We start from the raw sequence: 23,381 nt of genomic DNA, 5'->3' as shown, positions 1-23,381 counted from the left end.
TAGCTTATAAATAAAAATTATGAGAAAATCAATCAGTCTGTTCATAATAATCTTCACACTTATTTTAATATCTTGTGATAAGGATGATCTATCAGATAATATAATTGAAGAAGAAGTTATAAAGGTTCCTGAAATTAAAACTTATGAGGTATCTGATATAAATGTGTTTTCAATAAAAATGGGATGTGAAATTATTGACCAAGGTGATTCTGAAATAACGGAAGTTGGATTAGTTATAGGTACGTCTACTCAAGCTACTGTTAAAAATAATTTTAACAAATTCACTTTTACCATTAATGATTCAGGAGAATATATAACTACTGTAACGAGCCTACCTGAAGCGAAAACAACGTTTTACATTAGAGCTTATGCAATTAATAACCAAGGAATTGGATATGGTAATGAAGTACAATTTTCTTCTTTAGGAAATAAAACATTTCATGGTAGCATAACTCTTTCTACTCAAGAAGAAGTAATTGAATTTGGCTCGAACAACTATAACACAATTGATGGTGGCTTGAGGATACATGGTTCAGTAACGGAATTAACACCTTTAAAAGACCTATTTGTAATAAACAATGATTTTGAGGTAACAAATACTTCAAATTTAAAAAATTTTAAAGGGTTAGAAAATTTAAAACGAACGGGAGCTGTTTTTCCAAATGGGTTTTTAATTAAGAATAATCAATCATTGAAAAGCTTTTTAGGGTTAGAAGGCCTTGAAATAACAAGAGGCGATTTTTATGTTCTAAATAATAAAAACCTAATTAACCTAGAAGGTCTGGATAGTTTCTACGCAGCAAGTGCTGGTAGTTTAAGAATTCAAAGCTGTGAAAATCTAATTGATTTAACTGGTCTAGATAAATTGGAATTTATTGGAGATGGATTAGCTATTGCTAATAATTCTAGCCTCAAAGAAATTTCTGCATTAAGTAATTTAAACTTTGTGCCTAGTATAATTTATATTGGAGAAAACCAGACTCTAAAAAATTTAAATGGATTAGGAGCTATAAAAAATATTGATTTTTTATATTTAAACGATAATCCATCTCTTTCAAGTATAGACGCAATTAAAGATTGTGAATCTTTAAATTCGATTAAAATAGATGGTCATAGTAGCTTAACCCAATTACCTTTTTTTGAGAATTTAACAACGATTAACTCAATTCAAATTAGATATGGCGGATCTCTTACTAATTTATCAGGCTTTAAAAACTTAAAAACCATTGGTTCAATTAATTTTTTCCAATCGAATATTCTAAGTTTTGAAGGTTTAGATAATTTGGAAGATATAAGCTCTAAATTGGAAATAATGTCTTGCGAAAACATAAAGGATTTCCACGGACTTGAAAATTTAAAATCCATCGGAAATGGCAATTATTACTCAGGGTTAGTAATTAATGATAATCAAAATCTCTTAAGTTTTAATGGTTTACACAACTTAACAAATTTAAGAGGATCATTTAATGTCGCTTCTAATAATTCTCTTTTAAACTTTGATGGTCTCGAAAATTTGATAACAATTGATGAAACTATGCATTTACATAATAATGAGTCACTTAACAATATAAATGCCATAGCCAATTTATCTTCATTAAATGGTTTTGTTTTAGAAGGCAATAACAGTTTAGCAAAATTGCCCATTTTTAATAATTTGACCCATTTGGAATATATTCATATGGCATATGGTGGGGGTTTATATAATTTACAAGGCCTTAATAATTTAAAATCCGTTAGATCAATTTCTTTTGAAGAATCAAATATTGTCAGTCTTGACGGCTTAAATAGTTTGGAAAACATTGAAAAACTATTGAAAATTCAAAGATGCCATAACTTAGTTGATTTAAAAGGTTTAGAAAATGTGACATCTATAGGTAATGGATATTCAAGCCAAGGAATAAGCATAAATTATAATTCAGGTTTTAAAAATTTAAGTGGTATAAATAGTCTAACCCAAATTAAAGGAACTTTAGAAATTAGAGGAAATGAGTTAATGAGTAACTTAGATGGACTCGAGCGTTTAACAGAGATTCAAAATGATATTCAAATAATTGGTAATAAAGCTCTAACCGACTTTTGCTCTCTTTCTTCTTTTTTCAAAAATTATTCTTTTGACGGAAATTATGGAGTTGCAAACAATTTAAAAAATCCAACAATTCAAGATATAAAAGATGGGAATTGCAATTAAAACTATTGCCAACATCGGTTCATCACAAATTCCGGGTATTATGGAAAAAGTGTAATTTTAGAAACCAGGAAAGAAAATGGTTAATCCGACAATTCCGCGTCCCTACTCCCGCAACTTGCTATAACCGTAACCGTTGTGCATAATATTGACCCGTCCGGAAATAAGGCTACATAATTTTAATGATTATGTACAAAAATGACAAAGTAATTAGACGCTACAGCGAATCGTTTAAATTAAAAATTTTAGACGAACTTACCACCGGAAAACTTAACAAGAACCAACTTGGCAAACTCTACGGTATTAACCCTACCACCATCAATGAATGGATCAGGAAATACGAACGTAAAGACCTAATGAATACCCGTATTAAAGTGGAAACAAAAAACGAAATTACTCTAATCAAAGAGCTTCAAAAAGAGATTGAACAGCTTAAAAAGCTTTTATTAAAAAAGGATCTGGATGCTATGGTATTGGATTCCTATCTAGAAGTAGCTGCCGAGAAACTAGGTTATAAAAACGTAATAGAGCTCAAAAAAAAACTAAATATCTAGCCTTAATCAAAGCTAAAACAAAAAGTAAAGGATTTGCATCGCTTAGCACTGTTTGCGAGTGTTTTGAATTAAAACGTGATGCCTATTATAAGTATGTAAACAGGGAAAATCAACGTTTGAAACTAGAAAAACAGATTATTCAGATCGTTAAAAAGCGACGCAAGTCCTTACCCAGAGAAGGTGTTCGAAAAATGATTAAATCATTAGAAAATGAGTTTAATAAAGCCAATGTAAAAGTAGAAAGAGATACCTTGTTTAAGGTACTCAGAGACCATAATATGTTGACATTACGCAAGAAATATAGTGTAAGAACCACCCATTCTTTACACAGGTTCCGCAAGTACAAAAACATTATGAAAGACGTTGTGGTGACAGCTCCTAACCAAGTTTGGGTAAGCGATATTACCTACATAAGAACCTTAAATGGATTTTGCTATCTGGCTTTAATTACAGACGCTTACTCCAGAAAAATAGTGGGTTATGACCTGAGTGACAGTTTAGAACTTAGCGGCTGTGTAAGAGCTTTAAACAAAGCATTGATGGACTTATCCTTCATTCAGACAGAGGCATACAATATTGTAGCAATGTATACACTCAGATACTGAAAAGAAAACAAATAGATATTAGCATGACCGAAGAGAACCATTGCTAAATATCATTAGTTATATCGATACGGTAGTTATTCAATTTACAAACACTACAAATTTTGACGGTTACGAATGAAATTTAAATGAAATAGTGTATAACAGAATCGTTAAAATACATAGAAAGTAAAAAAATATACCATTCTTCTTCATCATGCTATAATTGATAGGAAAATATATTATATTTAGTTTTCAATTAACGACGCCATCAATCAAACTCATTTGCTATGTTTCAAAAATTAGCTATTAAAATTTTTGCTTACAGCATCATTGTTTCCTTAGCTTTTGCTTGTAAGAATGACGTGAAAATTTCAGAAGATGCATATCAAATAGCTTCAGACACTATAAATTTTCAATGGCTTAAACTGAAACAAGATGGTTTCATTATTAATCACGGCGCTATACTGTTACCAGTTAAATTTGAAGGTATCGATAAAACTTTCAAGATGCAGTTGGATCTTGGAATTAATCACAACGTAATTTATGGTGATTCGTTAGAAGTAATTACTTCAGCCTATCCTAATTTGAGTGAGAATATTCAGCATCGAGATAGTTATAATGTATTTTACAATAAATTAGCTTTCAGAAATGATCAAGAATTAAAATCTGATAATCTACTTATTCAGCAGAATTTTGGAGATAATGGAGATCTTAATGATTTAGATCTAATTGGAACAATTGGGGCCAACGAAATTAAAGGAAAGATTCTTATAATCGACTTTAAATCTCAAAATCTAGTTATTACCGATAAACTTGAAACCTGGGAAGAACAGAATTTTAGTTTTACGCCATTAAAGTTCAAAAATAATCAGCTGTATTTAGATCTAATCGCTGGTGGCAATCGCCATCGTTTTATGTATAGTACTCAGGCTAGTCTGTTTCCACTAACCACTGTAGATAAAAATTTATTCGATAAATTAACCAATAAGAGCATCAAAGAAAATAAGCAACTCAAATCCTTCGGAGAAAAAATAAGTTTTACAGGAAGCGATATAACAACAGCAGTTAGAATTGCCGATTTAAATCTACCGATAAACAACAAAAAAGCCTTTTTTACGGAAGCAAAAACAGCAGTAAAAACTTTAGAATCTGAAAATATAAAAGGTGTTATAGGGAATGACCTTTTTCTGAATAATACGATAGTAATTGATTTGGTGAATAATAGATTTGGAATTCAATAATTCAAGCCAAGATTAGTCAGCAGCAATTTTACTCTTCAAAAAGGATTGAAACCAAACCCAAAAACTTCAACTACAATTATCTAAAATCACTTGAAATCTTGTAGTTTTTTATCTGTAATTTTACCTTACCTGCATTGGTATCTGAGTTTCGCATGGTTTTACGGTCGATTTTGGTATCACTTCCCATAAAATTAAGCGGAATCTTAAGATTCTCGATAGCAAAAGAAACTTCAACATAATTTGGCAATATTTCTTCGGAATTGTAATTCATATCCAGACGGTAACTTCCCTGTTTTTTTGTTGTAATTTCTGAAGTAATTATATTCTTATTTTCAGTATCCAAATAAAGTGTTACCATAGCCATATCTGCTTTATCATCTTTCGGAATAATACTTAAAACTTTCAATTCTCTATTTCCGACCGTTTGTAAGCCTCGATCTACGCTTATAAATGGATGATCAAAAATTTCTGAAAACGTAAAATCCAATCCGCGTTTGGGAAAAATAAGAAAGTCAGTACTAGAAAACTTTATTTTCTCACCACGATTGTAATTTATAGTAGCCGTCTTTGTTGGCATATTTATAAAAGGGGCTTCCACATCAATTACAATATCAGCAGTAAAATGGGAAATCTGATCCATTTGTTTTTTAATCACAAATAGATCCTTGTCTATTTCCTGGGCTTCTAAAGCTGAAGTAACACTAAGTAAAATGTAAAAAATTATTCTTAATTTCATCCAATGTCGCTTTTACTAAATTTATAAATCCCAAAACCAGCAAACAACAACGTATAGATAAAAAGGAATAAATTATTAAAAGCGATTTTCTTTACATCTAAGTTGTAATTGAAAAACTGCTGCCAGGAATTAGTTAATTTCGGAAATAAAAGATCATTAATCATTCCAAAATCTGCTTTTAAGATAAAGGAGCACAGAATTAGGAAAAGCGCAGATGCTATCCAGGTCTTAGTTGGCTCCTTCAGAAAAATTCCTAAAGTTATGCTTACGGTAGTGAAAAAAATCATACTTAATGTTCCTGAAGCAAAAGCACAGGTTATTCGAAAAATGGCTTCTTCCGAAGAGAAAAAATTTAAAGTTCCCAGATAAACTACTAAATCTCCATCACCAAAAATGCTGTAAGCCAGTAAAAAACTTGTAAGCATTAAAATTCCCAACATCAAAATAGTAAATATAAGAGAGGTTATATACTTGGCTATAATTAGCTTTTTTTTGCTCACTGCCTGTAGTATTAGCGTCTTCAGCGTTCCCGTTTTATATTCCTCAGTTATTAATGCTGAACTCACGATCATCAAAATTAAAGGAAGATTAAACCAAAGTGAATTCAATACGATATAAAGTAAAAGGTTGCCATTAAGCAAATTTCCTTCAAAATAAAAAGATTGCCTTAAATTATCTAATAAGAGTTCTAAAACAGTTTTTCCCTGATAATAAGCCGCAAAAAAGATTATGAATTCTATGATTAGTACCGCAGCAATGGCATACCAGGTTTTTGCTTCTTTGAAGAGCTTAAATAATTCGATCTTTAACATCCTATATAACATTGCGGATAGGATTTAAAAGTTCATCTAAAGTTACTTGAGGGGTGCAGCTTGAAATTAAAAACTCTTTTTCAAGTAGCATTCGTAAAACCTCTGAGATTTCAGAAGTTGTACACTTAATAGTTATTCTATTTACTTCTACAGAAATTAGATTTGGTAAAAATTTTTCCGCTTTTTCTATTCCATCTCCTTTAATTATATATGTCGAAACACAATTTTCAAATAATACATTGGTCTCTCCTTGATTAACGATTTTCCCACTATCGATTACGTATAAATAATTACAGCAATTCTGTAATTCATTCATTAAATGCGAAGAGATAAGCACTGCTTTATTATTTGCAGCAAGTGATTTTATAAGCTGAATCAAAGAAGAAACTCCGGTAGGATCTAATCCTGAAAATGGCTCGTCTAAAATAATAATTTCAGGATCATTTAGAAGTGCAATAGCAATTGCTAACCGTTGTCTCATTCCCATAGAAAAATTACGTACTGCATCTTTTCTATCTATTGGAAGTCCGACATTTTTTAAATATTTCTGAAGACTTACTTCCTTTCTTGGGGCATTTTGAACTTCAGCAAAGATCTTTAGATTCTCGTAAGAATTTAAATAACTATACAAGCCGGGATTTTCGATGATTGCACCAATAGGCTTCAATTTAGCTGAGTTGATTTTTAGAAAGCCTTCATCTGGTGTAATTAGGTTTGTTAATAGTTTGAATAATGTGGTTTTACCAGCACCATTTTTACCTAGCAAGCCATAAATTCCTCCTGACTTTAGCTGAATAGAAATGTTATCTACTGCATTACCAGATTTGTATCTTTTAGTTAAATTGGTTGCCTTTAAAATCAATAAAGTAGATTTTGTTGGTTTCTGAAATCAAATTTAGGAGTATAATAACGTTCCAAAAATGTACGCGACCAAAAATATCTTCGGAAAAGAAATAAAGGATCTTTAAGCATAAATAGAGGAATAAAATGGTACCAGGCTACGCCACATTTTTGATAAAACCGTTTAACATCATTATCCAGACCAAGCTCTTTCGCCGCTGCAAAAAATGCCATTCGCTGGCACTTACTTCCCATATAATTTTTGGCAATTTTTGAACTAAATCCATGTCGAAATAATTGATCTTTTACCCTTTTATAGTTTTGAAATCTGGACCAAACATCTGCCAATACCAAAAACATATGGATAAAAGAAAACATTAAACACCACAACCAAAAGCTAATAATCAGTAGATCTTCAGAATCTAATGATTTATGAAATTCAGAATAATAGAAAAGAGTTTCTATAATAAATAATAGAAGTGCACCGTATAAGAGTTTCCCTACATTCCAATAAGATTCTAAAATTGTAGGCTGTTTTGGTAAATCATGGAAGTTCATACGGGAAATGCAATAACAATCCTTGCAAATATAAAATCATTGATTCATACAAGTACATTCATTAATTCGCTTTAACTTAAATTTATAATCGGTGAAATAGGTCTCTTTTTCATAACATTGTCAAACTTCTAAAGTTTATTTAAGAACCATTAAATACGGCTTTTTTGGTTCTTCACTAACGCGTAGCAGATGAATCTCGTTCGTTTAATGTCGTAGAAAGAACTTTTTGACTGCTTATGGGCTTACCGCTAGGATCCTTCAACATTTTTAGCATGATATTCATCACTTCCTGCCCTATTTTCTCCATAGGTTGGGATACGGCGGTAATAGACGGCGAATAAATTTCAAAGAAGTCGTTATCATCAAAAGTGCTTATACCTATTTTATTCATCAAATCAGGAAAAGATTCTGTGATCACCTCTAAGCCAATCTGAGTTAAATAATTGGTTGCAAAAAATAGCGCGTCTACATCCTCTTTGTTTAGAAAATTTTGAATGAGTCCTTTAATTTTCGACTTATTATTTTCATAAAAAGGAACTTCTAAAATGAACTCATCAAGATTGTTATCTTCTAAAGCTAATTTGTATCCATTTTTTCTATCTTGCATTTGGGTTTGCTCTGATGCGATAGTCACAAATGCTATTTTTCGAAACGAATTTTCAATTAGACGATTGGTTGCATTCTTAACTGCTTCAGCATTATTTACAATTACATAGTTCGTCTCGAAATCAGGAAAGTACCGATCAAATAAAACTACAGGAATATCATCTTCTACTAAATCCTGAATTTCACCTTGTATACCGGGTGAAGGTACTACTATATAACCATCTACTTGACGCTCCCTAAATAAATTGATGAGTTCCCTTGATCTTTCATCATCATTTTCATTACTACAAAACAATACTTTGTAACCTTTTTCGTAAGCGATATCTTCAATTATCCGAGCAACTTTAGAAAAAAAATAGTTCGAAATATCTTCGACCATCACAACTATAATTTTACTACGCCCCGTACGTAAACTTTGTGCAAGTAAATTAGGTTTGTAATTAATAGATTTGGCATATTCGATAATTTTATCGGCCACTTGATCTGAAATGCGTTTTTCTTTAGCCTTTCCATTTAAAACGAATGAAACCGTAGTTACAGATACATTAAGAGCTGCGGCGATATCTTTTATGGAGTATCGTTTATTTTTCATTTTAGGGTAGTGTTAGAATATATCGAATTATAGTTTATATAGTTAGTATTAGTTTTTTAAAATTATTATACATCCCAATACACTTTTAACTGCGCACAATGAATATAATTTTAATTAAATGACATTTATAATAGCTATAAATAAGGTTATTTATTTATAGCATAAATTTTCTTAAAAGAAACGAAAATTATTCCATATTTCACCAAAATATCTAGGTAAATACAGCTAATTTAGAATTATGACAGCCATTTAACTATCATAGTATCATTAAAAAAAATCGGACTTAAAGATTACTGAAGTTATCTTTTGAATATACAGTCATATATTTCAAAAAAAAGGGAGAGAGACACTACCCTCTCTCCCATCCATGTAAAATTCACACTTAAAAAACTCAAGCGTAATACTAAAAAATTATGCTTCTAATATACGTAAATCCTTTTAGCAAAAAATACTTATTGTGATATAAAAAATTAGAATAAAAAAAAACCGATAATTTAGAATTATCGGTTTTTTTTATTTAAGGCTGTTTTACCAAAAATACCAGTAAAATGCTCCTGTTAATCCAAGAATAATTACCGAATGTATAACATCCCAATGATTCCAACTTTTTCGGTCTTCATCATCATCTTCTTTAGTGGTAGTTCCGAAAACTAAACCTTTAATTTTTGCAGCTTCCGGCGCTTCAGTTAATAAACTAACGATTACCACTACCAGTATACAAAATAAGAACATCCAACCGCAAAAGTAAAGCCAATTTAGATCATAAAACACGTATTGGAACAGTGAGTCTCCAGATACTTCTAAATTGCTATAATAAACTTTTGCACCTAAACGAGTCAATCCAATAATTAGTCCTGTAATCAATCCCCACATACCACCTTTTGCACTGGTACGTTTCCAGGTGATTCCCAACAAGAAAGCCGCAGCAATACCCGGGGCTAAAACCGATTGTACATCTTGTAAGTATGTATATAATACATCACCAACGCTTCGCATAATAGGAATCCAAAGAATACCCAGTACTACAATTACTAAAGTAGCAATTTGTCCTATTCTTACTAATTTATTTTCAGGCGTTTCCGGTTTTAATTTCTTATAAAAATCTATTGTAAACAACATCGCAGAAGAATTAAACAAAGAAGCCAAAGAGCTCATCAAAGCTGCTAGAATTCCGCAAACTACCAGTCCCTTTACCCCTGCTGGTAATAATTTAGCTACCAAGGTTGGAAATGCTGCATCGGCATTGGCTACACCATTATCTAAAAATGGTAAGAAGCCTTCTCCTCCTGCGGATACGTTTTGATAATGAAGCGAAAATGCAATCATACCCGGAATTAAAAATAAGAACACCGGTAATAATTTCAAGTATGCTCCAAATATAGTTCCGCGTCGAGATTCTTTAAGATTTTTTCCTGAAAGAACTCTTTGAACAATATATTGATCTGTACACCAGTACCAAAATCCAATTATTGAAGATCCGATTAATGCGCCCAACCAAGGAAAATCTTGATCTTTATTACTTCTTATAAGATTTACCATAGAATCTCCATAATCATTCACTTCTACAGCACTGGTTATGGCCATCATTTCATCCCAGCCTCCTAATTCTTTAAGTCCTAATACTACAATAATCGCTGAACCTAAAAGTAAAATTGGTGTTTGCAAAATTGAAGTATATAAAACCGACTTCATTCCTCCGAAAATAGTATACAAAGCAGTAATTAAAACTAATCCAATCGCTGCAATCCAGAAGAAATCAATTCCCCATAAGGTTTCAATTCCAAAAACTTCCTGAAAAACTAATCCACCAGCATAAACGGTTACGGCAACTTTGGTAAGCACATAACTAATTAAAGAAATCACAGAGAGAATCGTACGGGATTCCTTATTGTACCTTCTTTCTAAAAATTCGGGCATAGTGTACACCATACTACGACTATAAAAAGGAACAAACACCCATCCTAAAATAAGTATCATCCACCCCTGAATTTCCCAATGTGCCATTGCCATACCGCTTGACGCTCCGGCTCCGGCGAGACCTATTAAATGTTCAGAACCGATATTGGAAGCAAATATGGATGTACCGATTGCAATCCAACCAGCATCTTTTCCTCCTAAAAAATAATCGGCTGAATTATTCGATTTTTGACTTACAACATATAGAATCACACCTATAAGTAAAAGACAAAAAACACCAATAACAACCCAGTCTAATAATTCGAATGTTTGCATAGTATTATTTTACAGAGAATTTAAATGTAGTTTTCGAATTGTACTTCTCTCCAGGATTTAGCACTACTGAAGGAAATTTTTCCTGATTTGGTGAATCTGGATAATGTTGTGTTTCTAAGCAGAAACCTGAACGTTGTGCATATGTTCCTTCTCCACCTTGGCGCGGTAAAGTTCCATCTAGAAAATTACCTGTATAAAACTGGATTCCTGGCTCGGTAGTAGAAACTTCTAAGAAACGACCACTTTCAGGATCATAAGCTGAAGCTGCAAAATGCATATTCTCAGACTGGTCATTTAAAACCCAACAATGATCGTAGCCTTTACCTAATTGAAGTTGCTCATTTTCAGTTTCAATTTCTTTTCCTACTTTTTTTGCTTCCGTAAAATCAAAGGGTGTACCTTCAACTTTTCTTAATTCTCCTGTTGGAATCAACGTCTCATCTACAGGCAAAAATTCGTCGGCATTTATAACCACTTCGTGATCTAAGATAGTTTCTTCAAAATTACCGGTTAAATTAAAATAAGAGTGTTGGGTAAGATTAACAATCGTTTTCTTATCGCTTTCAGCTTCATATGCTACATCAAGAGAATTATCTTCATTCAAAGTGTAAGTCACAGTAACATCCAGATTTCCCGGATACCCCATTTCTCCATCTTTACTAGTGTATTTTAATATTAAAGAAGTACTATCAGAAGGAACTTCTGCAGTCCAAATCACTTTATCAAAACCTTGATCACCACCGTGAAGAGAGTTTTCTCCATCGTTTTGCGGAAGTTGATATTCCTCACCGTCTAAGCTGAATTTCCCTTCGGCAATTCTATTCCCATATCGACCAATTAAAGCACCAAAATAAGGATGTTCTGAAGTGTATTGGCTCAATGAATCGAATCCTAAAATTACATCTTCAAATTCGTCATTTTTATCTGGAACTTTTAATGATGTTATACGACCACCATAAGTAATAATTTTTACTTCCATCCCTGCTTCGTTAGTTAAGGTATACTGTTCTACCTTTTCGCCGTTAGCAGTTGTACCGTAATTCTCTTTAGACAAGAAATCGATTTCGGATTTGGTTGTGGATATTTCTTCTTCTGTTTTTTCAGACTTTCCGTCTCCCTTACAATTAGTAAGGGAAAACAGAAAACTGAATAAACATAGGAAATAAACCGTATGTTTTATTTTTTTCATAATTAAGTATAATTACATTTTATGTTGAAAGAGATGGTAGTACGCTTCATTTGCATTCAAGGTATCTTTAAACTCTCTTAATCGGGTATTTTCATCGATTACCAGAAGTTCTACTCCTGCAATATCTGCAAAATCTTCCATATATTCTGTAGTTAAAGCCTGAGAATAAACTGTATGATGCGCGCCACCCGCCAAAATCCATGCGGTAGCAGCTACCTCTAGATCTGGTTTACAATCCCAAAGAACTCTAGCTACTGGTAATTTTGGCAATTCTTGCTCGGGAGCAACTGCTTCAACTTCATTAACTATAAGTCTAAAGCGATTTCCCATATCAATCCAAGTAGCGTTTATAGCATCTCCAACTGGAGAATTAAAAACTAAACGTACAGGATCTTCTTTTCCTCCAATCCCTAAAGGATGAACTTCACATGAAGGTTTCGCATCTGCAATACTTGGACAAATCTCTAACATGTGCGATCCCATTACTAATGATTTTTCTGGAGTAAAATGATAGGTATAATCTTCCATAAAAGAAGTTCCACCTTCCAGGCCATGAGCCATAACTTTCATTACTCGTGTTAAGGCAGCTGTCTTCCAATCACCTTCGCCTCCAAAACCATAACCATCGGCCATAAGACGTTGTACGGCAAGACCTGGTAATTGTTTTAATTCGCCAAGATTTTCAAAAGTATCTGTAAATGCTTTAAAACCGCCTTCATCTAAAAATTTACGTAAACCTAATTCGATTTTGGCAGCGTCGATTAAAGATTGTCTTTGATCGCCGCCTTCTTTAAGGCTTTCGGTAAGATTATAATCTTTAGCGTAAGTTTCTAAAAGTTGATTTAGTTCCTCATCGGTAATTTCATTAATCTTAGCTACAACATCAGAAGAATCGTATGCATTTACAGCAACTCCAAACTTCAATTGTGCTTCAACTTTATCACCTTCAGTAACGGCTACATTACGCATGTTATCACCAATACGAGCAACTTTTAAATTTTGCATTTCGTCCCATCCTAAAGCTACACGAGACCAAATACCAAGTTTCTTTTGTACCCTTTCAGATTTCCAATGTCCTACTACAACTTTGCGTTTTTTACGCATTCTGGACATCATAAAACCAAATTCGCGATCACCATGAGCCGATTGATTCAGATTCATAAAATCCATATCGATATCACTCCACGGCACCTCAGCGTTAAATTGTGTATGTAAATGGCAAATTGGCTTACTTAATAAAGTTAAACCTTTAATCCACATTTTTGCTGGAGAAAAAGTATGCATCCAAGCAATTAAACCGATACATCCTTCTGAATTGTTTGCATCGCGCATCACTGCAGCGATTTCATCCTCAGTTTTTACTGTATCTTTATAAACAATTTTAACCGGAATTTGTGAAGAAACATCTAATCCTTCTACAATTTCTTTTGAATTTTTTGCTACCTGCTCTAAAGTTTCAGGTCCGTATAAATGCTGGCTTCCTGTTATAAACCAGATTTCTTTACTTTCTATAGCAACCATTGATTATTTTGTTAGGGTTATTAGTTTTGACCGTAATAGGCATTTTTACCATGCTTACGCTCGTAATGTTTTTTAATTAAAGAATCTTTTAATCTTGGGGCATTAGGATTAATTTGTAAAGTTAGATAAGCCATTTTACCAACTTCTTCTAAAACCTTACTGTTGTAAACTGCCTTTGCCGCAGTTGGGCCCCAAGTAAAAGGACCGTGGTTTCCTAATAGAACCATTTGAACCTCCTCGTAAGACAAGCCTTTATCCTTGAAGCAATCCAGAATCTGAATACCGGTATTATATTCGTAATTACCAGCAATCAACTCATCCTTCATTGGTGGGGCACATGGAATATCGGCTGTTAAATGATCTGCATGGGTCGTTCCAAAAATTGGAATATCTAGCTGTGATTGCGCCCAAGCTACAGAGTATGTTGCATGGGTGTGCGCAATTCCTCCAATATTTTCCCAGTTTTTATATAAATAAGCATGAGTTTTTGTATCTGAAGAGGGACGCATCTCGCCTTCGATTACATTATTATCGAAATCAAGAATTACAATATCTTCAGGCTTAAGCTCTGCATACGGTACACCGCTAGGTTTAATAGCAAAAACCTTCTCTTTGCGATCTACTGCACTCACGTTACCAAAAGTATAAATCACTAGATCTAATGCATCCAATTGCATATTTGCCTCGTAACATTCCTGTTTCAGTGCTTGATATTTAGAACTCATTATTTATGTTTTTTTGTGATACTTTCTTCAACAAAATGACTTAATTCTTTATAAGCTGCCATTTGTTTTTCGTACGCTACCAGCATTTCTGGTTGTGGATAATATTCCGCTTCAAAATCGCTTCCTAAAGTTTTGCTGGCTGAAATAACGTCGTCGTATAAACCAGCAGCGACTGCAGCATAAACAGCAGATCCTAAAGCTGGTGCTTCGTCTGAAGCCGCAACTTTTATAGGCATATTTAAAGCATTCGCAAGAGTCTGCATGATATAAGCAGATTTTCTAGCAACTCCTCCAATACCAATAACTGTTTTTATTTCTACCCCTTCTTCTTTAAAACGATCTACGATTTCTTTTGCTCCAAAGCAAATAGAATTAACCAATGCCTTAAAGATATGTGGCGCTTTACTTCCTAATGAAAGATTGCTAATTGCGCTTTTTAATTCCTGATTTGCATCTGGAGTACGACGACCATTAATCCAATCTAAAGCTACCGGAATACTATCGCTAATATCTATAGCCTCTGCTTCAGCAGATAATTCAGCAATAAATTTTTTATCAACTTCAGTTTTTAATGCTGCAATTTGTTCTTCAGAAAGAATCTCAGAATTGTATACAAGATGGTTTAATGGCCATGATAATACATTTTTGAACCAGGCCAGCACATCACCAAAAGCAGATTGTCCAGCTTCTAAACCAACCATTCCCGGTATTACAGATCCATCTACCTGTCCGCATATTCCTTTAACCGTATTATCACCTACTACATTATAAGGTGAAACAATAATATCACAAGTTGAAGTCCCCATAACACGTACCAAAGCATGCTCTTCTACTTTTGCACCTACGGCACCAGAATGTGCATCAAATGTACCAACAGCGATAACAGTATCTTCAGAAAGGCCTAATTTAGAAGCCCATTCTTTACTGATTTTACCAGCAACTTCATCTGAGGTATAAGTTTTGTCGTATAATTTTGACCTTAAATCTGCACAATATGGATGTAATTTTCCTAAAAATTCTTCTGAAGGTAAACCTCCCCAGCTCTCGTGCCACATTGCTTTATGTCCTGCACCACATCTACTTCTTTTAAAAGAAGCTAGATCGGTATCTTCAATAAGAAGATAGGTCATGATATCACAATGTTCCATCCAAGAATATGCAGCGTTTTTAACCGCTTCATCTTCTCTAACGATGTGTGTTATTTTTGCCCAAAACCACTCTGAAGAATAGATACCTCCTTCGTATTTTGTATAGTTCTCACCACCCCAGTTTTCTGCTAACTCATTAATTTCGTTGGCCTCTTTAATGGCTGTATGATCTTTCCATAAGATCATCATGGCATTGGGGTTATCTTTAAAACCATCGGTTAAAGCTAGAGGTGTACCGTCTTTAGTAACTGGTACAGGTGAAGAACCTGTGGTATCTATACAGATACCTTTTACAGCTTCGCCATTTATACCACTTTTTTCAATGACTCCTTTTATTGTTTTTTCCAGACCTTCAATATGATCTAGGGGATGTTGCCGAAATCGATTGAGACTTGCATCGCAGAAAAGCTGTTTTTTCCAGCGCGGATACCAAAACGTGTCTGAAGCAAGCTCCTTTCCACTTTTACTATCTACTAAAACAGCTCTTACAGAATCTGTCCCGTAATCAAGTCCTATTACATAACTTTCCATGTATTCTAACTTTTTGTCTGAAACAAATATATAATTTTTGTTTTATTAAGTGTAATAGAAACACTTATAATTTTAAGATTTCTTTAATTTCCTTGGTGTCAAAAAAATAAAGCAGCAATTAAAGTTTAATTTTTAAATGAAATCTAGCCTTATTCTCAGTAAACTTTGTTTTGAAGACTTTAGAATACTATCCTATCTAAGCCTTTCATATATAAGATAATAGATTAATACAATTCAAAAACTGGTCTTCCACTATCATCAAATTTCACCTCCATCAATCTTGCATGACGGTTAGGATCATACAATGGATCTGCTTTAATTTCTTCTAAAGATCTTTTATCTGATTCTGGAACCATTTTAGGATCACCAACTGCCTTTTCATAATCCCTGGCGTGATAGATCATTAATGGATCTCCATTTTCATCTATGGTAAAGGAATTATGGCCTGGGCCATAAATGTTTTTTTCTTCATTCGTTTTTAAAACTGGATATCTTGATTTTGTCCAGGAATTTCTGTCCAATAGATCTGCATTAGCATCAGCTTCCATTATTCCCATGCTGTAAGAAGCTCCTGTGGCACTTGCAGAAAAAGTAATAAAAATCTTACCATCATTTTTGATTACTGCAGGACCTTCATTTACCCAAAAATCTACTCGCTCCCAGTCGTAATCTGGTGTTGTTAGCATAAATTGAACCGTTTTTAATTTGATTGGTGATTCCATTTCAGCTAAATATAAATTTGAAGCCGCAAATTGTCCGCCGGTTTTTTCGGCCCAGCAGAAATAACGTTTCCCATTATTTTCGAAAACAGTTCCGTCTAAAGAAAAATCAGTAAAACTCATCGGATCATTGTCTGCCGCTTGCATCATTCCAAGTTCTTTCCAATCATCTTCTAAGGGATTCTGGCCGGTACATTCTAAAACATAAGGTCTTAATTTCCAGATATCACTTTCTTCGCTTCCTGCAAAATACACGTACCATTTTCCATCTAAAAAATGGATTTCTGGTGCCCAAATATGCCGACTCATAGGTCCACTTTCATGTTTTTCCCAAACCCGAACCGGTTTAGCATCCTGCAAACCTTTAATAGTTTTTGCTCTTCTTATTTCGATAGCATCGTAAGTAGGAACAGATCCTGTAAAATAATAATATCCATCTGTATGTTTATATACAAATGGATCTGCTCGTTGCAACACAATAGGATCATTAGATTTTACAAAATTTTTATCTTTTGATGGATCAGCCTGGGCATTGATCTGAGAATAGTTAGCCACCCCAAGAACAGAAACAGCTACCAAAACCATATTTAAAAATGATTTCATTTTCATATTATTAATTTTTCGTGAGAATTTTAATTCAATTTTAATTGTTTTGGCCATTCATTTTCCCAGCTTAATTCTTTGATCCTTAATTTTGGCTTGGCTCCGTCTTGAGCATCATAAGCATGGAAAAACATATAATCTTTACCATCAAAAGTATATACGCTATTATGCCCTGCTCCATACCAGTTTTCATTTCCTTCTACTACCAACGTACCTCCGCCGTTGGCCAGAGATTTACCCGATTTATCTAAATAAGGCCCTTTAACCGATTTTGATCTTCCTACTACCACTTTATAAGTACTGTCTTCCCCACGACAACACAGATCCCAAGAAATAAATAGATAATACCAACCACCTTTCTTAAAAATAAAAGGAGCTTCTAATGCCGCATCACCAGGATTTTTATCTGGAATATCAAAAGAGCGCTCTCTTCTGGCAATGGTATACCATTCTTCCGGTTGCGCTACAGATTTTAAATCTTTGCTTAATTTCACTAATTTGAGTCCGTCCCAAAAAGAACCAAAGTTTAACCAGGCCGTACCTTCTTCATCAAAAACAATATTGGGATCTATGGCATTCCACATATCGCGATTAGGAACAGATTGCACAATAATCCCCTGGTCTTCCCATTTATAATCCGGGCTATTTGGATCTAAAGTTGAATTGATCGTTAAGCCGATTGCTGAAGTATTTTTAGCAAATGCCGAAACAGAATAATACAAATAGAATTTACCTTCATGCTCAACAATATCGGGTGCCCAAATATGATTTCTGAATTCAGGAACTACCTCATCGGTCCATGAAGGTTTTTCTTCAAAAACCGGAGCTTCATGTTTCCATTCTTTTAAATCTTCCGAAGAAAACATTGAAATCCCTCTACCGGTACAAAACATATAATATTTTCCTTCAGCTTTTATAGCTACCGGATCATGTACCATGGTTTCGTTAGTTGGAGTTATCATTTGTGCTGAAGCTAGAAACCCATTCAGCAATAATCCTAATAAACAATATCTTAAATTTTTCATACTATTCTTGTATGCCTTCTGAAGTCATTATCACCCTTTTTAGTGTATTATCATCATTATAGTACAAACGATCGATACAAACAGATCTTCTAAAGCTACCACCATGAGTTGGGATGCTTCCGTTATGATATACGAAATACCACTTATCTTTAAATTCAATAATTGCCTGATGGTTGGTATTAGAATTTCCGGCAACTTCGTTCAATATTCCTTTATATTCCCAAGGACCTTCAATAGATTTACTCATTGCGTAGGCTGTTTTCTCAGGAAATTTATAAGCATAAGAAAGATAATACCAATCGCCTTTTTTATGAATCCATGGAGCTTCGGTAAAATGGGGTAAATCTACCGTTTGAATTTCACCTTCAAATTCGACCATATTGTCTTTTAATTTTACCCAATATAATTGTGTATTTCCCCAATACAAATAAGCATCACCATTTTCTTCGATCCAAACCGTTGGATCGATATCGTCCCAAGAAATGTTAGTATACTCGGTTGTCATGTCATTAGTGATAATCGCACTTCCTCTGGCATCTTTAAAAGGACCAACCGGCGAATCGGACACGGCAACTCCAATAGCTTTACCGGGATGGCTATCATCATGTTCTACAGTTACATACCAATAGAATTTACCATCTCTTTCAATAACCTGGGCAGCCCATGCCGAGCCTTTAGCCCATTTAAAATCTGTTGCTTTTAGCGGAACTTTATGTTCTTTCCAATTCACCATATCTGCAGAGCTGTACACCAACCATTCATCCATTTTATAAAAGTTACGGTCTAAAGGTGCTTCATCGTGCCCTGCATAAATATAAACTGAATCTTTATACACCAATGCAGCAGGATCTGCCGTGTATTTATCAGTTATAATTGGATTATTAAAATTTTCTTCCTGTGCTAGTCCTACAGCTGAAGTAGCCATAAATGCACCACATACTACTAGTTTTGCAATTTTTTTCATTGTTTTTTCATTAATCTAACGCCATAAATACCGGCTGTTCTTGAATTTTCAGCAGCTTCAAAGCGTATGGTTAGGGTATTATTTTTTTGTTCTACAATTTTCTTTGGCAGTTCGTAGTCTTTCGTAAAAAATTCAGCTCCATTTTCACCTTTTAGATGTTCATTGGCAACAAGCTCTCCATTCAGCAAAATCTTAAATTTTCGATTGCTATCTTGTCCAAAATAGGTTAATCTAATTCTGGCGGCTTCGTTAGCTGCATCCTGAAACTCGTAGCTAAACCAACCACTAGCATCTCGCCAGTGACGATCTTGATTTACGCCTGCATTAGAATTTTCGGTTTTAATAAAATGATCTGATTCAGGCTGTTGTTCACCGGGGCTCACATAATCAATCGTTTTTTCCTCTAGCTCACGTTCGGCAATTTCCTGTTCTTTTCTTTTTTGCTGAATAGCCTCAAGACTTTCTGGAGTTTGTACCGGCAGATAAACTATATACCTAGAGTCGTGTATTTTATAAAACGGCTCGAATTCTAGATCTTTAAATTCTGAAGGATATAAAACCGATTTTGCTGAAAACTGAAGTTCTTTTTTAGAATCTACCTTAACTTTAGAAGCCAGATTATCTAAATTATCTAAAAGAAATATTGGTGTTTCTGAAAGTGGGATCTTTTTACCTTCAGCTATATGTCCACCTCTACTGGCATCAGCAAAAAGACCTTTTAAATCATCCTTTCCGGTTTTTGCAGCTAGTACTAATGGACCATATTTCAAAGATTCGTAATTAGAACCATCCGGCAATCTTTCCGAAGAAATACTCATCGGTAAATGCATCGAAATTTGATCTCCGTCTTTCCACTTTCTATTAATCGAAATATAAGAGCCCGGTTTTTTATCGAATTTTACTTTTTTTCCATTTACCTCAACATTAAATCCTTTGCCAGCCCAAGAGGGGTAACGAAAATTTATAGTTAATTTTTGCGATTTTCGGATTTCAATTTTAAACGAAGTCTCTTCTGAATTTGGGAAATCGGTTTCCTGAATCAATTTGAAATTCTTGGCTGACCAATTAACTTCTGAAGCTATAAAAAGATTAACATACAGCTCATTTTCGCTATGAGCGTAGATCATTTGGTTGTATTTACCATGATTTTCTAAACCAGATCCTACACAACACCACATACTAGTTTCAGGCTGAGAATACACTCGATAATGGCCGGGACGCATTGGCGTAAAATACACAAAACCTCCTTCTGGATGCTGGGACGATAGAATATGGTTGTACAATCCCTGCTCATAAAAATCCATATATTTTTCTTCAGCATCAGCTAAGAACAGCTTTTCACTTAACTTCAGCATATTATAAGTATTACAGGTTTCTGGTCCCTGTACGCTACTCATCATACTTGAAAAGTCATTTGCGGGATGAAAATGCTCCCGAACGCTATTTCCTCCTATTGAAACGGTTCTATTATTTACAACGTTTTCCCAAAAATAAGTAGCCGCATTGTGATACTCTTTATTGTGATCTAAAGCAGCAATGGTTTCAAAACCAATAACTTTCGGAATCTGCGTATTCGCATGCATTCCATTTAAAATATCTTCCTCGTTTTCTAAAGGATTCAGGATTTGTTTTTGGGTAAACGCATAGGCTAAATATAAATATTTTTTATCTCCAGTAATTTTATAGACATCTGCGAAGGTTTCGTTCAAACCGCCATGCTCTGAAATAAGCATTTCCTGGATTTGTTCTTCGGAAAGATTTGCAGTAGTACCAAGCATCCAATCGGTAAGATCGATAAGCATCTGCTTTGCCTGTTTGTTACCGGCGATAAGATAGGCATCTCGTAAACCTGCATAAGTTTTATGAATATTATAAAGTGGCACCCAACCACCGTTAAGACTAAAACCACCTGCATTTATTTTTCCTTCTGAAATTTCTTTCCAAATTCGGTCGCTTTCCGGAATACCACCTATGTAACCATTTCCATTAGCATCCTGAGCTTTTTTTAATTCAGCGATCATATAATTTAAACGCTCCAAAGCTTCCTCGCTACCGGCTGAAGCATACATTTGGGCAAGTGCAGTTAAGTAATGCCCGCCAATATGTCCATCGAGACCTGTATTTTCCCAGTTTGGATAACTTTCGGCTTTCGGCTCTAAACCGGCTTCGCGTAAAAAAGGAACTAAAAGCCTATCTGGATCTAATTGCATAATATAATCCAAATCGGTATACATCGCTTTTTCAAAAATACTTTGATGAAGTTTTACATCATTAAGTTTGAAAATTGATAGTTTGTTTTGCTGTGCGAGTAAATTTGTGGATAAAAATACAATTCCAACAATTAAAGCCTTTCTAAAACCTGGAAGTTTAATTTTCATTGATACTTTTATTATCTGGATTTTTTGCCCCAAACAGAATAGCCGTTATTTGCTATACCTGCGTAGGTAATTGTTGTTTTTCTAGGAGATGCTTCCCAATCCCAAGCATTATCTAATATAAAACTATTTCCGTTAATACTTAATGTCTGAGAATCTTCATCAAAAGACCAAGATCCACTGATAGCTCCGCCAAGCTTGTTATCTTCGTTAAGAATTACATCTACAGAAGTTTGCATGGTTCTATATTGATATTGCAAGGTGATCTGTTCCCAAGTTCCAATTAAATCTTCTTTAACTATGGTTTCGTCTGGTACTGCTGCATATCTCTCAGGTGCTACTAACGGCCAACCATCTTCTGTCCAATAAATTTCACGAACATGCCCCATCATAACAGCATTAGAGGCATTAATCCCCTCAACACCTTCCGGCAACCTTCCCTGAGAGGAATAAAACCATTTTCCGGTTTCTTCATCTCTAAATACCGTACAATGCGCAATACCCACCCATCCCGGATGGTTGTCAAATTGATAAGGATGTGTTAAAACAGGGAAGGCTTCTGCTCCATTAGTCACATTCCCTCCATCAATCCCATAATAAGGACCTTCAATATTTTCTGAACGGGCAACACGAGTGTTATACGCTACAGATAATTCATCATAAGCCAGAAATAAATAATAATATCCGGTATCTTCATTATAAACTATTTCTGGTCCCTCCAAAGCCTGCCAACGATTTTGGGTCACATTACCACGACCCGCAATACGGGTACCATAATCTTCTAAAGAATTTAATTGAAAAGGTTTCCCTGTAGACGGATCTACTTCAACTGCTGCAATCCCAGAATGCCAAGAACCATATATTAGCCAATGATCACCATTATTGGTTTGGATAAAACTTGGGTCGATAGCATTATATTTAAAATAACCACTCCAATCTCCACTTCCGGTTCTAGTATAAGTCTCTAAACCATCGGAAATAGAACTTATAACCATTCCTTTATCTTCCCAATTATTAGAAGCAAGATCATCGGTTTCAGCTAAACCAATAAACGCTCGCTCTGTCCAGGAAGTATTGTTGTCATTTCCTACAATAGGATTAGTAACAACTACGCTATAATAAAATCTATATTTGCCATCAACCTCCGCTATTTCTGGGGCCCAAAATCCATATTCTGGATTTTCAATGGCAGGCAGTGGCGGATCCATTTGTGCTCGCATACTATTTAATGAATCTTTGATCCACGAAGGCACTTCAGAAAATACCATTCCCTGGAAATCCCAATTTACAAGATCTTTTGATCGTCTATAAGGAAAATGCCCATTACCCGCGTGTGCATTGCCATAAGAAGCATCGGTTTGAACCATATAAAAATATTCACCGTCTTTGGTTATACTAGGATCATGAACATTTGCCAGGTTCCAGGAAGATCGATCTCCCCATGATGCCGTCGAGGTATAATCATCACTGTAGTTTGGACCATCAAAATCTGATTCTTCGTCTATGGTTTCTTCTTCCTCTTCTTCAACTTCGTCTACAAAACCTCCAGAATCATCATCGGAGCAACTATATGCTCCGATGATGATTAATATTGCTATTAATCCTTTTAAATATAATTTTTCATTAATTGTTCTCATAACT

19 protein-coding genes are annotated in these 23,381 nt (G+C 34.3%); 4 read left to right on the top strand and 15 right to left on the bottom strand.

What is annotated here, in order from left to right; genetic code table 11:
* The first annotated feature begins 19 nt into the window (after positions 1–19).
* The 4 genes from PBT89_RS07475 to PBT89_RS07460 all read left to right on the top strand — a co-directional run bounded on the left by PBT89_RS07475 (position 20) and on the right by PBT89_RS07460 (position 4,564).
* Positions 20–2,188 carry a hypothetical protein gene (locus PBT89_RS07475; RefSeq protein WP_270064092.1) on the top strand — a complete coding sequence of 723 codons (2,169 nt, stop codon included), beginning with the start codon at positions 20–22 and terminating at the stop codon, positions 2,186–2,188.
* Positions 2,189–2,373: 185 nt separating this feature from the next.
* Positions 2,374–2,739: a transposase gene (locus PBT89_RS07470; RefSeq protein ID WP_270064091.1), complete on the top strand. Its 366-nt coding sequence runs from the start codon at positions 2,374–2,376 to the stop codon at positions 2,737–2,739.
* A 116-nt stretch (positions 2,740–2,855) separates the two neighbouring features.
* Entirely contained in the window at positions 2,856–3,344 is a 489-nt protein-coding gene (locus tag PBT89_RS07465) for a DDE-type integrase/transposase/recombinase (RefSeq protein ID WP_270064090.1), read from the top strand.
* Between the two features lie 266 nt (positions 3,345–3,610).
* Complete coding sequence (locus PBT89_RS07460) at positions 3,611–4,564, top strand: hypothetical protein (RefSeq protein WP_270064089.1); 954 nt, start codon at positions 3,611–3,613, stop codon at positions 4,562–4,564.
* Positions 4,565–4,640: 76 nt separating this feature from the next.
* Here PBT89_RS07460 and PBT89_RS07455 read toward each other — a convergent pair whose 3' ends face one another.
* The 15 genes from PBT89_RS07455 to PBT89_RS07385 form a co-directional block, all read right to left on the bottom strand.
* A complete protein-coding gene (locus PBT89_RS07455; RefSeq protein ID WP_270064088.1) occupies positions 4,641–5,300 on the bottom strand; it encodes a hypothetical protein in 660 nt (219 codons plus the stop codon).
* The gene (locus PBT89_RS07450) at positions 5,297–6,124 is read right to left on the bottom strand and encodes an ABC transporter permease (protein ID WP_270064087.1); all 828 of its coding nucleotides are present in this window, start codon (positions 6,122–6,124) and stop codon (positions 5,297–5,299) included. The genes PBT89_RS07455 and PBT89_RS07450 overlap by 4 nt, the downstream gene beginning before the upstream one ends.
* A complete protein-coding gene (locus PBT89_RS07445) occupies positions 6,114–6,974 on the bottom strand; it encodes an ABC transporter ATP-binding protein (RefSeq protein ID WP_270064086.1) in 861 nt (286 codons plus the stop codon). Before PBT89_RS07445 ends, PBT89_RS07450 begins: the two co-directional genes overlap by 11 nt.
* Complete coding sequence (locus PBT89_RS07440) at positions 6,971–7,510, bottom strand: hypothetical protein (RefSeq protein WP_270064085.1); 540 nt, start codon at positions 7,508–7,510, stop codon at positions 6,971–6,973. The genes PBT89_RS07445 and PBT89_RS07440 overlap by 4 nt, the downstream gene beginning before the upstream one ends.
* Positions 7,511–7,685: 175 nt before the next feature.
* Complete coding sequence (locus PBT89_RS07435; RefSeq protein WP_270064084.1) at positions 7,686–8,708, bottom strand: LacI family DNA-binding transcriptional regulator; 1,023 nt, start codon at positions 8,706–8,708, stop codon at positions 7,686–7,688.
* A 528-nt stretch (positions 8,709–9,236) separates the two neighbouring features.
* Entirely contained in the window at positions 9,237–10,940 is a 1,704-nt protein-coding gene (locus PBT89_RS07430) for a sodium:solute symporter (protein ID WP_270058232.1), read from the bottom strand.
* A gap of 4 nt (positions 10,941–10,944) precedes the next feature.
* Complete coding sequence (locus tag PBT89_RS07425; RefSeq protein ID WP_270064083.1) at positions 10,945–12,129, bottom strand: aldose epimerase family protein; 1,185 nt, start codon at positions 12,127–12,129, stop codon at positions 10,945–10,947.
* A gap of 12 nt (positions 12,130–12,141) precedes the next feature.
* Complete coding sequence (araA, locus tag PBT89_RS07420) at positions 12,142–13,650, bottom strand: L-arabinose isomerase (protein ID WP_270064082.1); 1,509 nt, start codon at positions 13,648–13,650, stop codon at positions 12,142–12,144.
* A 20-nt stretch (positions 13,651–13,670) separates the two neighbouring features.
* Entirely contained in the window at positions 13,671–14,375 is a 705-nt protein-coding gene (locus tag PBT89_RS07415; protein WP_270058235.1) for an L-ribulose-5-phosphate 4-epimerase, read from the bottom strand.
* Positions 14,375–16,054, bottom strand: coding sequence for a ribulokinase (locus PBT89_RS07410; protein WP_270064081.1), 1,680 nt, complete (start codon positions 16,052–16,054; stop codon positions 14,375–14,377). The genes PBT89_RS07415 and PBT89_RS07410 overlap by 1 nt, the downstream gene beginning before the upstream one ends.
* A gap of 224 nt (positions 16,055–16,278) precedes the next feature.
* Positions 16,279–17,376 (bottom strand): family 43 glycosylhydrolase, encoded by a 1,098-nt coding sequence (locus tag PBT89_RS07405; protein ID WP_270064080.1) that lies wholly within the window; start codon positions 17,374–17,376, stop codon positions 16,279–16,281.
* Positions 17,377–17,405: 29 nt separating this feature from the next.
* On the bottom strand, positions 17,406–18,401 hold the full coding sequence (locus PBT89_RS07400) for an arabinan endo-1,5-alpha-L-arabinosidase (protein ID WP_270064079.1): 996 nt from the start codon (positions 18,399–18,401) through the stop codon (positions 17,406–17,408).
* A gap of 1 nt (position 18,402) precedes the next feature.
* Positions 18,403–19,326 (bottom strand): glycoside hydrolase family 43 protein, encoded by a 924-nt coding sequence (locus PBT89_RS07395; protein ID WP_443089613.1) that lies wholly within the window; start codon positions 19,324–19,326, stop codon positions 18,403–18,405.
* Positions 19,327–19,361: 35 nt separating this feature from the next.
* A complete protein-coding gene (locus tag PBT89_RS07390) occupies positions 19,362–21,743 on the bottom strand; it encodes a glycoside hydrolase family 127 protein (RefSeq protein WP_270064077.1) in 2,382 nt (793 codons plus the stop codon).
* Between the two features lie 11 nt (positions 21,744–21,754).
* A complete protein-coding gene (locus tag PBT89_RS07385; protein ID WP_270064076.1) occupies positions 21,755–23,377 on the bottom strand; it encodes an arabinan endo-1,5-alpha-L-arabinosidase in 1,623 nt (540 codons plus the stop codon).
* Between the last annotated feature and the right edge of the window lie 4 nt (positions 23,378–23,381).

It is taken from the genome of Zunongwangia sp. HRR-M8 (assembly GCF_027594405.1).
Taxonomy (GTDB): Bacteria; Bacteroidota; Bacteroidia; order Flavobacteriales; family Flavobacteriaceae; genus Zunongwangia.
The sequence above is the reverse complement of the archived record's forward strand: the minus strand, read 5'-3'. Positions and strand labels throughout refer to the sequence as shown.

Excerpts from the sequence above, each read along its gene's own strand:
- PBT89_RS07475 (WP_270064092.1), top strand. The coding sequence starts at position 20 with ATGAGAAAATCAATCAGTCTGTTCATAATAATCTTCACACTTATTTTA.
- PBT89_RS07470 (WP_270064091.1), top strand. The coding sequence starts at position 2,374 with ATGTACAAAAATGACAAAGTAATTAGACGCTACAGCGAATCGTTTAAA.
- PBT89_RS07460 (WP_270064089.1), top strand. The coding sequence starts at position 3,611 with ATGTTTCAAAAATTAGCTATTAAAATTTTTGCTTACAGCATCATTGTT.
- PBT89_RS07455 (WP_270064088.1), bottom strand. The coding sequence starts at position 5,300 with ATGAAATTAAGAATAATTTTTTACATTTTACTTAGTGTTACTTCAGCT.
- PBT89_RS07450 (WP_270064087.1), bottom strand. The coding sequence starts at position 6,124 with ATGTTATATAGGATGTTAAAGATCGAATTATTTAAGCTCTTCAAAGAA.
- PBT89_RS07440 (WP_270064085.1), bottom strand. The coding sequence starts at position 7,510 with ATGAACTTCCATGATTTACCAAAACAGCCTACAATTTTAGAATCTTAT.
- PBT89_RS07435 (WP_270064084.1), bottom strand. The coding sequence starts at position 8,708 with ATGAAAAATAAACGATACTCCATAAAAGATATCGCCGCAGCTCTTAAT.
- PBT89_RS07430 (WP_270058232.1), bottom strand. The coding sequence starts at position 10,940 with ATGCAAACATTCGAATTATTAGACTGGGTTGTTATTGGTGTTTTTTGT.
- PBT89_RS07425 (WP_270064083.1), bottom strand. The coding sequence starts at position 12,129 with ATGAAAAAAATAAAACATACGGTTTATTTCCTATGTTTATTCAGTTTT.
- araA (WP_270064082.1), bottom strand. The coding sequence starts at position 13,650 with ATGGTTGCTATAGAAAGTAAAGAAATCTGGTTTATAACAGGAAGCCAG.
- PBT89_RS07415 (WP_270058235.1), bottom strand. The coding sequence starts at position 14,375 with ATGAGTTCTAAATATCAAGCACTGAAACAGGAATGTTACGAGGCAAAT.
- PBT89_RS07410 (WP_270064081.1), bottom strand. The coding sequence starts at position 16,054 with ATGGAAAGTTATGTAATAGGACTTGATTACGGGACAGATTCTGTAAGA.
- PBT89_RS07405 (WP_270064080.1), bottom strand. The coding sequence starts at position 17,376 with ATGAAATCATTTTTAAATATGGTTTTGGTAGCTGTTTCTGTTCTTGGG.
- PBT89_RS07400 (WP_270064079.1), bottom strand. The coding sequence starts at position 18,401 with ATGAAAAATTTAAGATATTGTTTATTAGGATTATTGCTGAATGGGTTT.
- PBT89_RS07395 (WP_443089613.1), bottom strand. The coding sequence starts at position 19,326 with ATGGCTACTTCAGCTGTAGGACTAGCACAGGAAGAAAATTTTAATAAT.
- PBT89_RS07390 (WP_270064077.1), bottom strand. The coding sequence starts at position 21,743 with ATGAAAATTAAACTTCCAGGTTTTAGAAAGGCTTTAATTGTTGGAATT.
- PBT89_RS07385 (WP_270064076.1), bottom strand. The coding sequence starts at position 23,377 with ATGAGAACAATTAATGAAAAATTATATTTAAAAGGATTAATAGCAATA.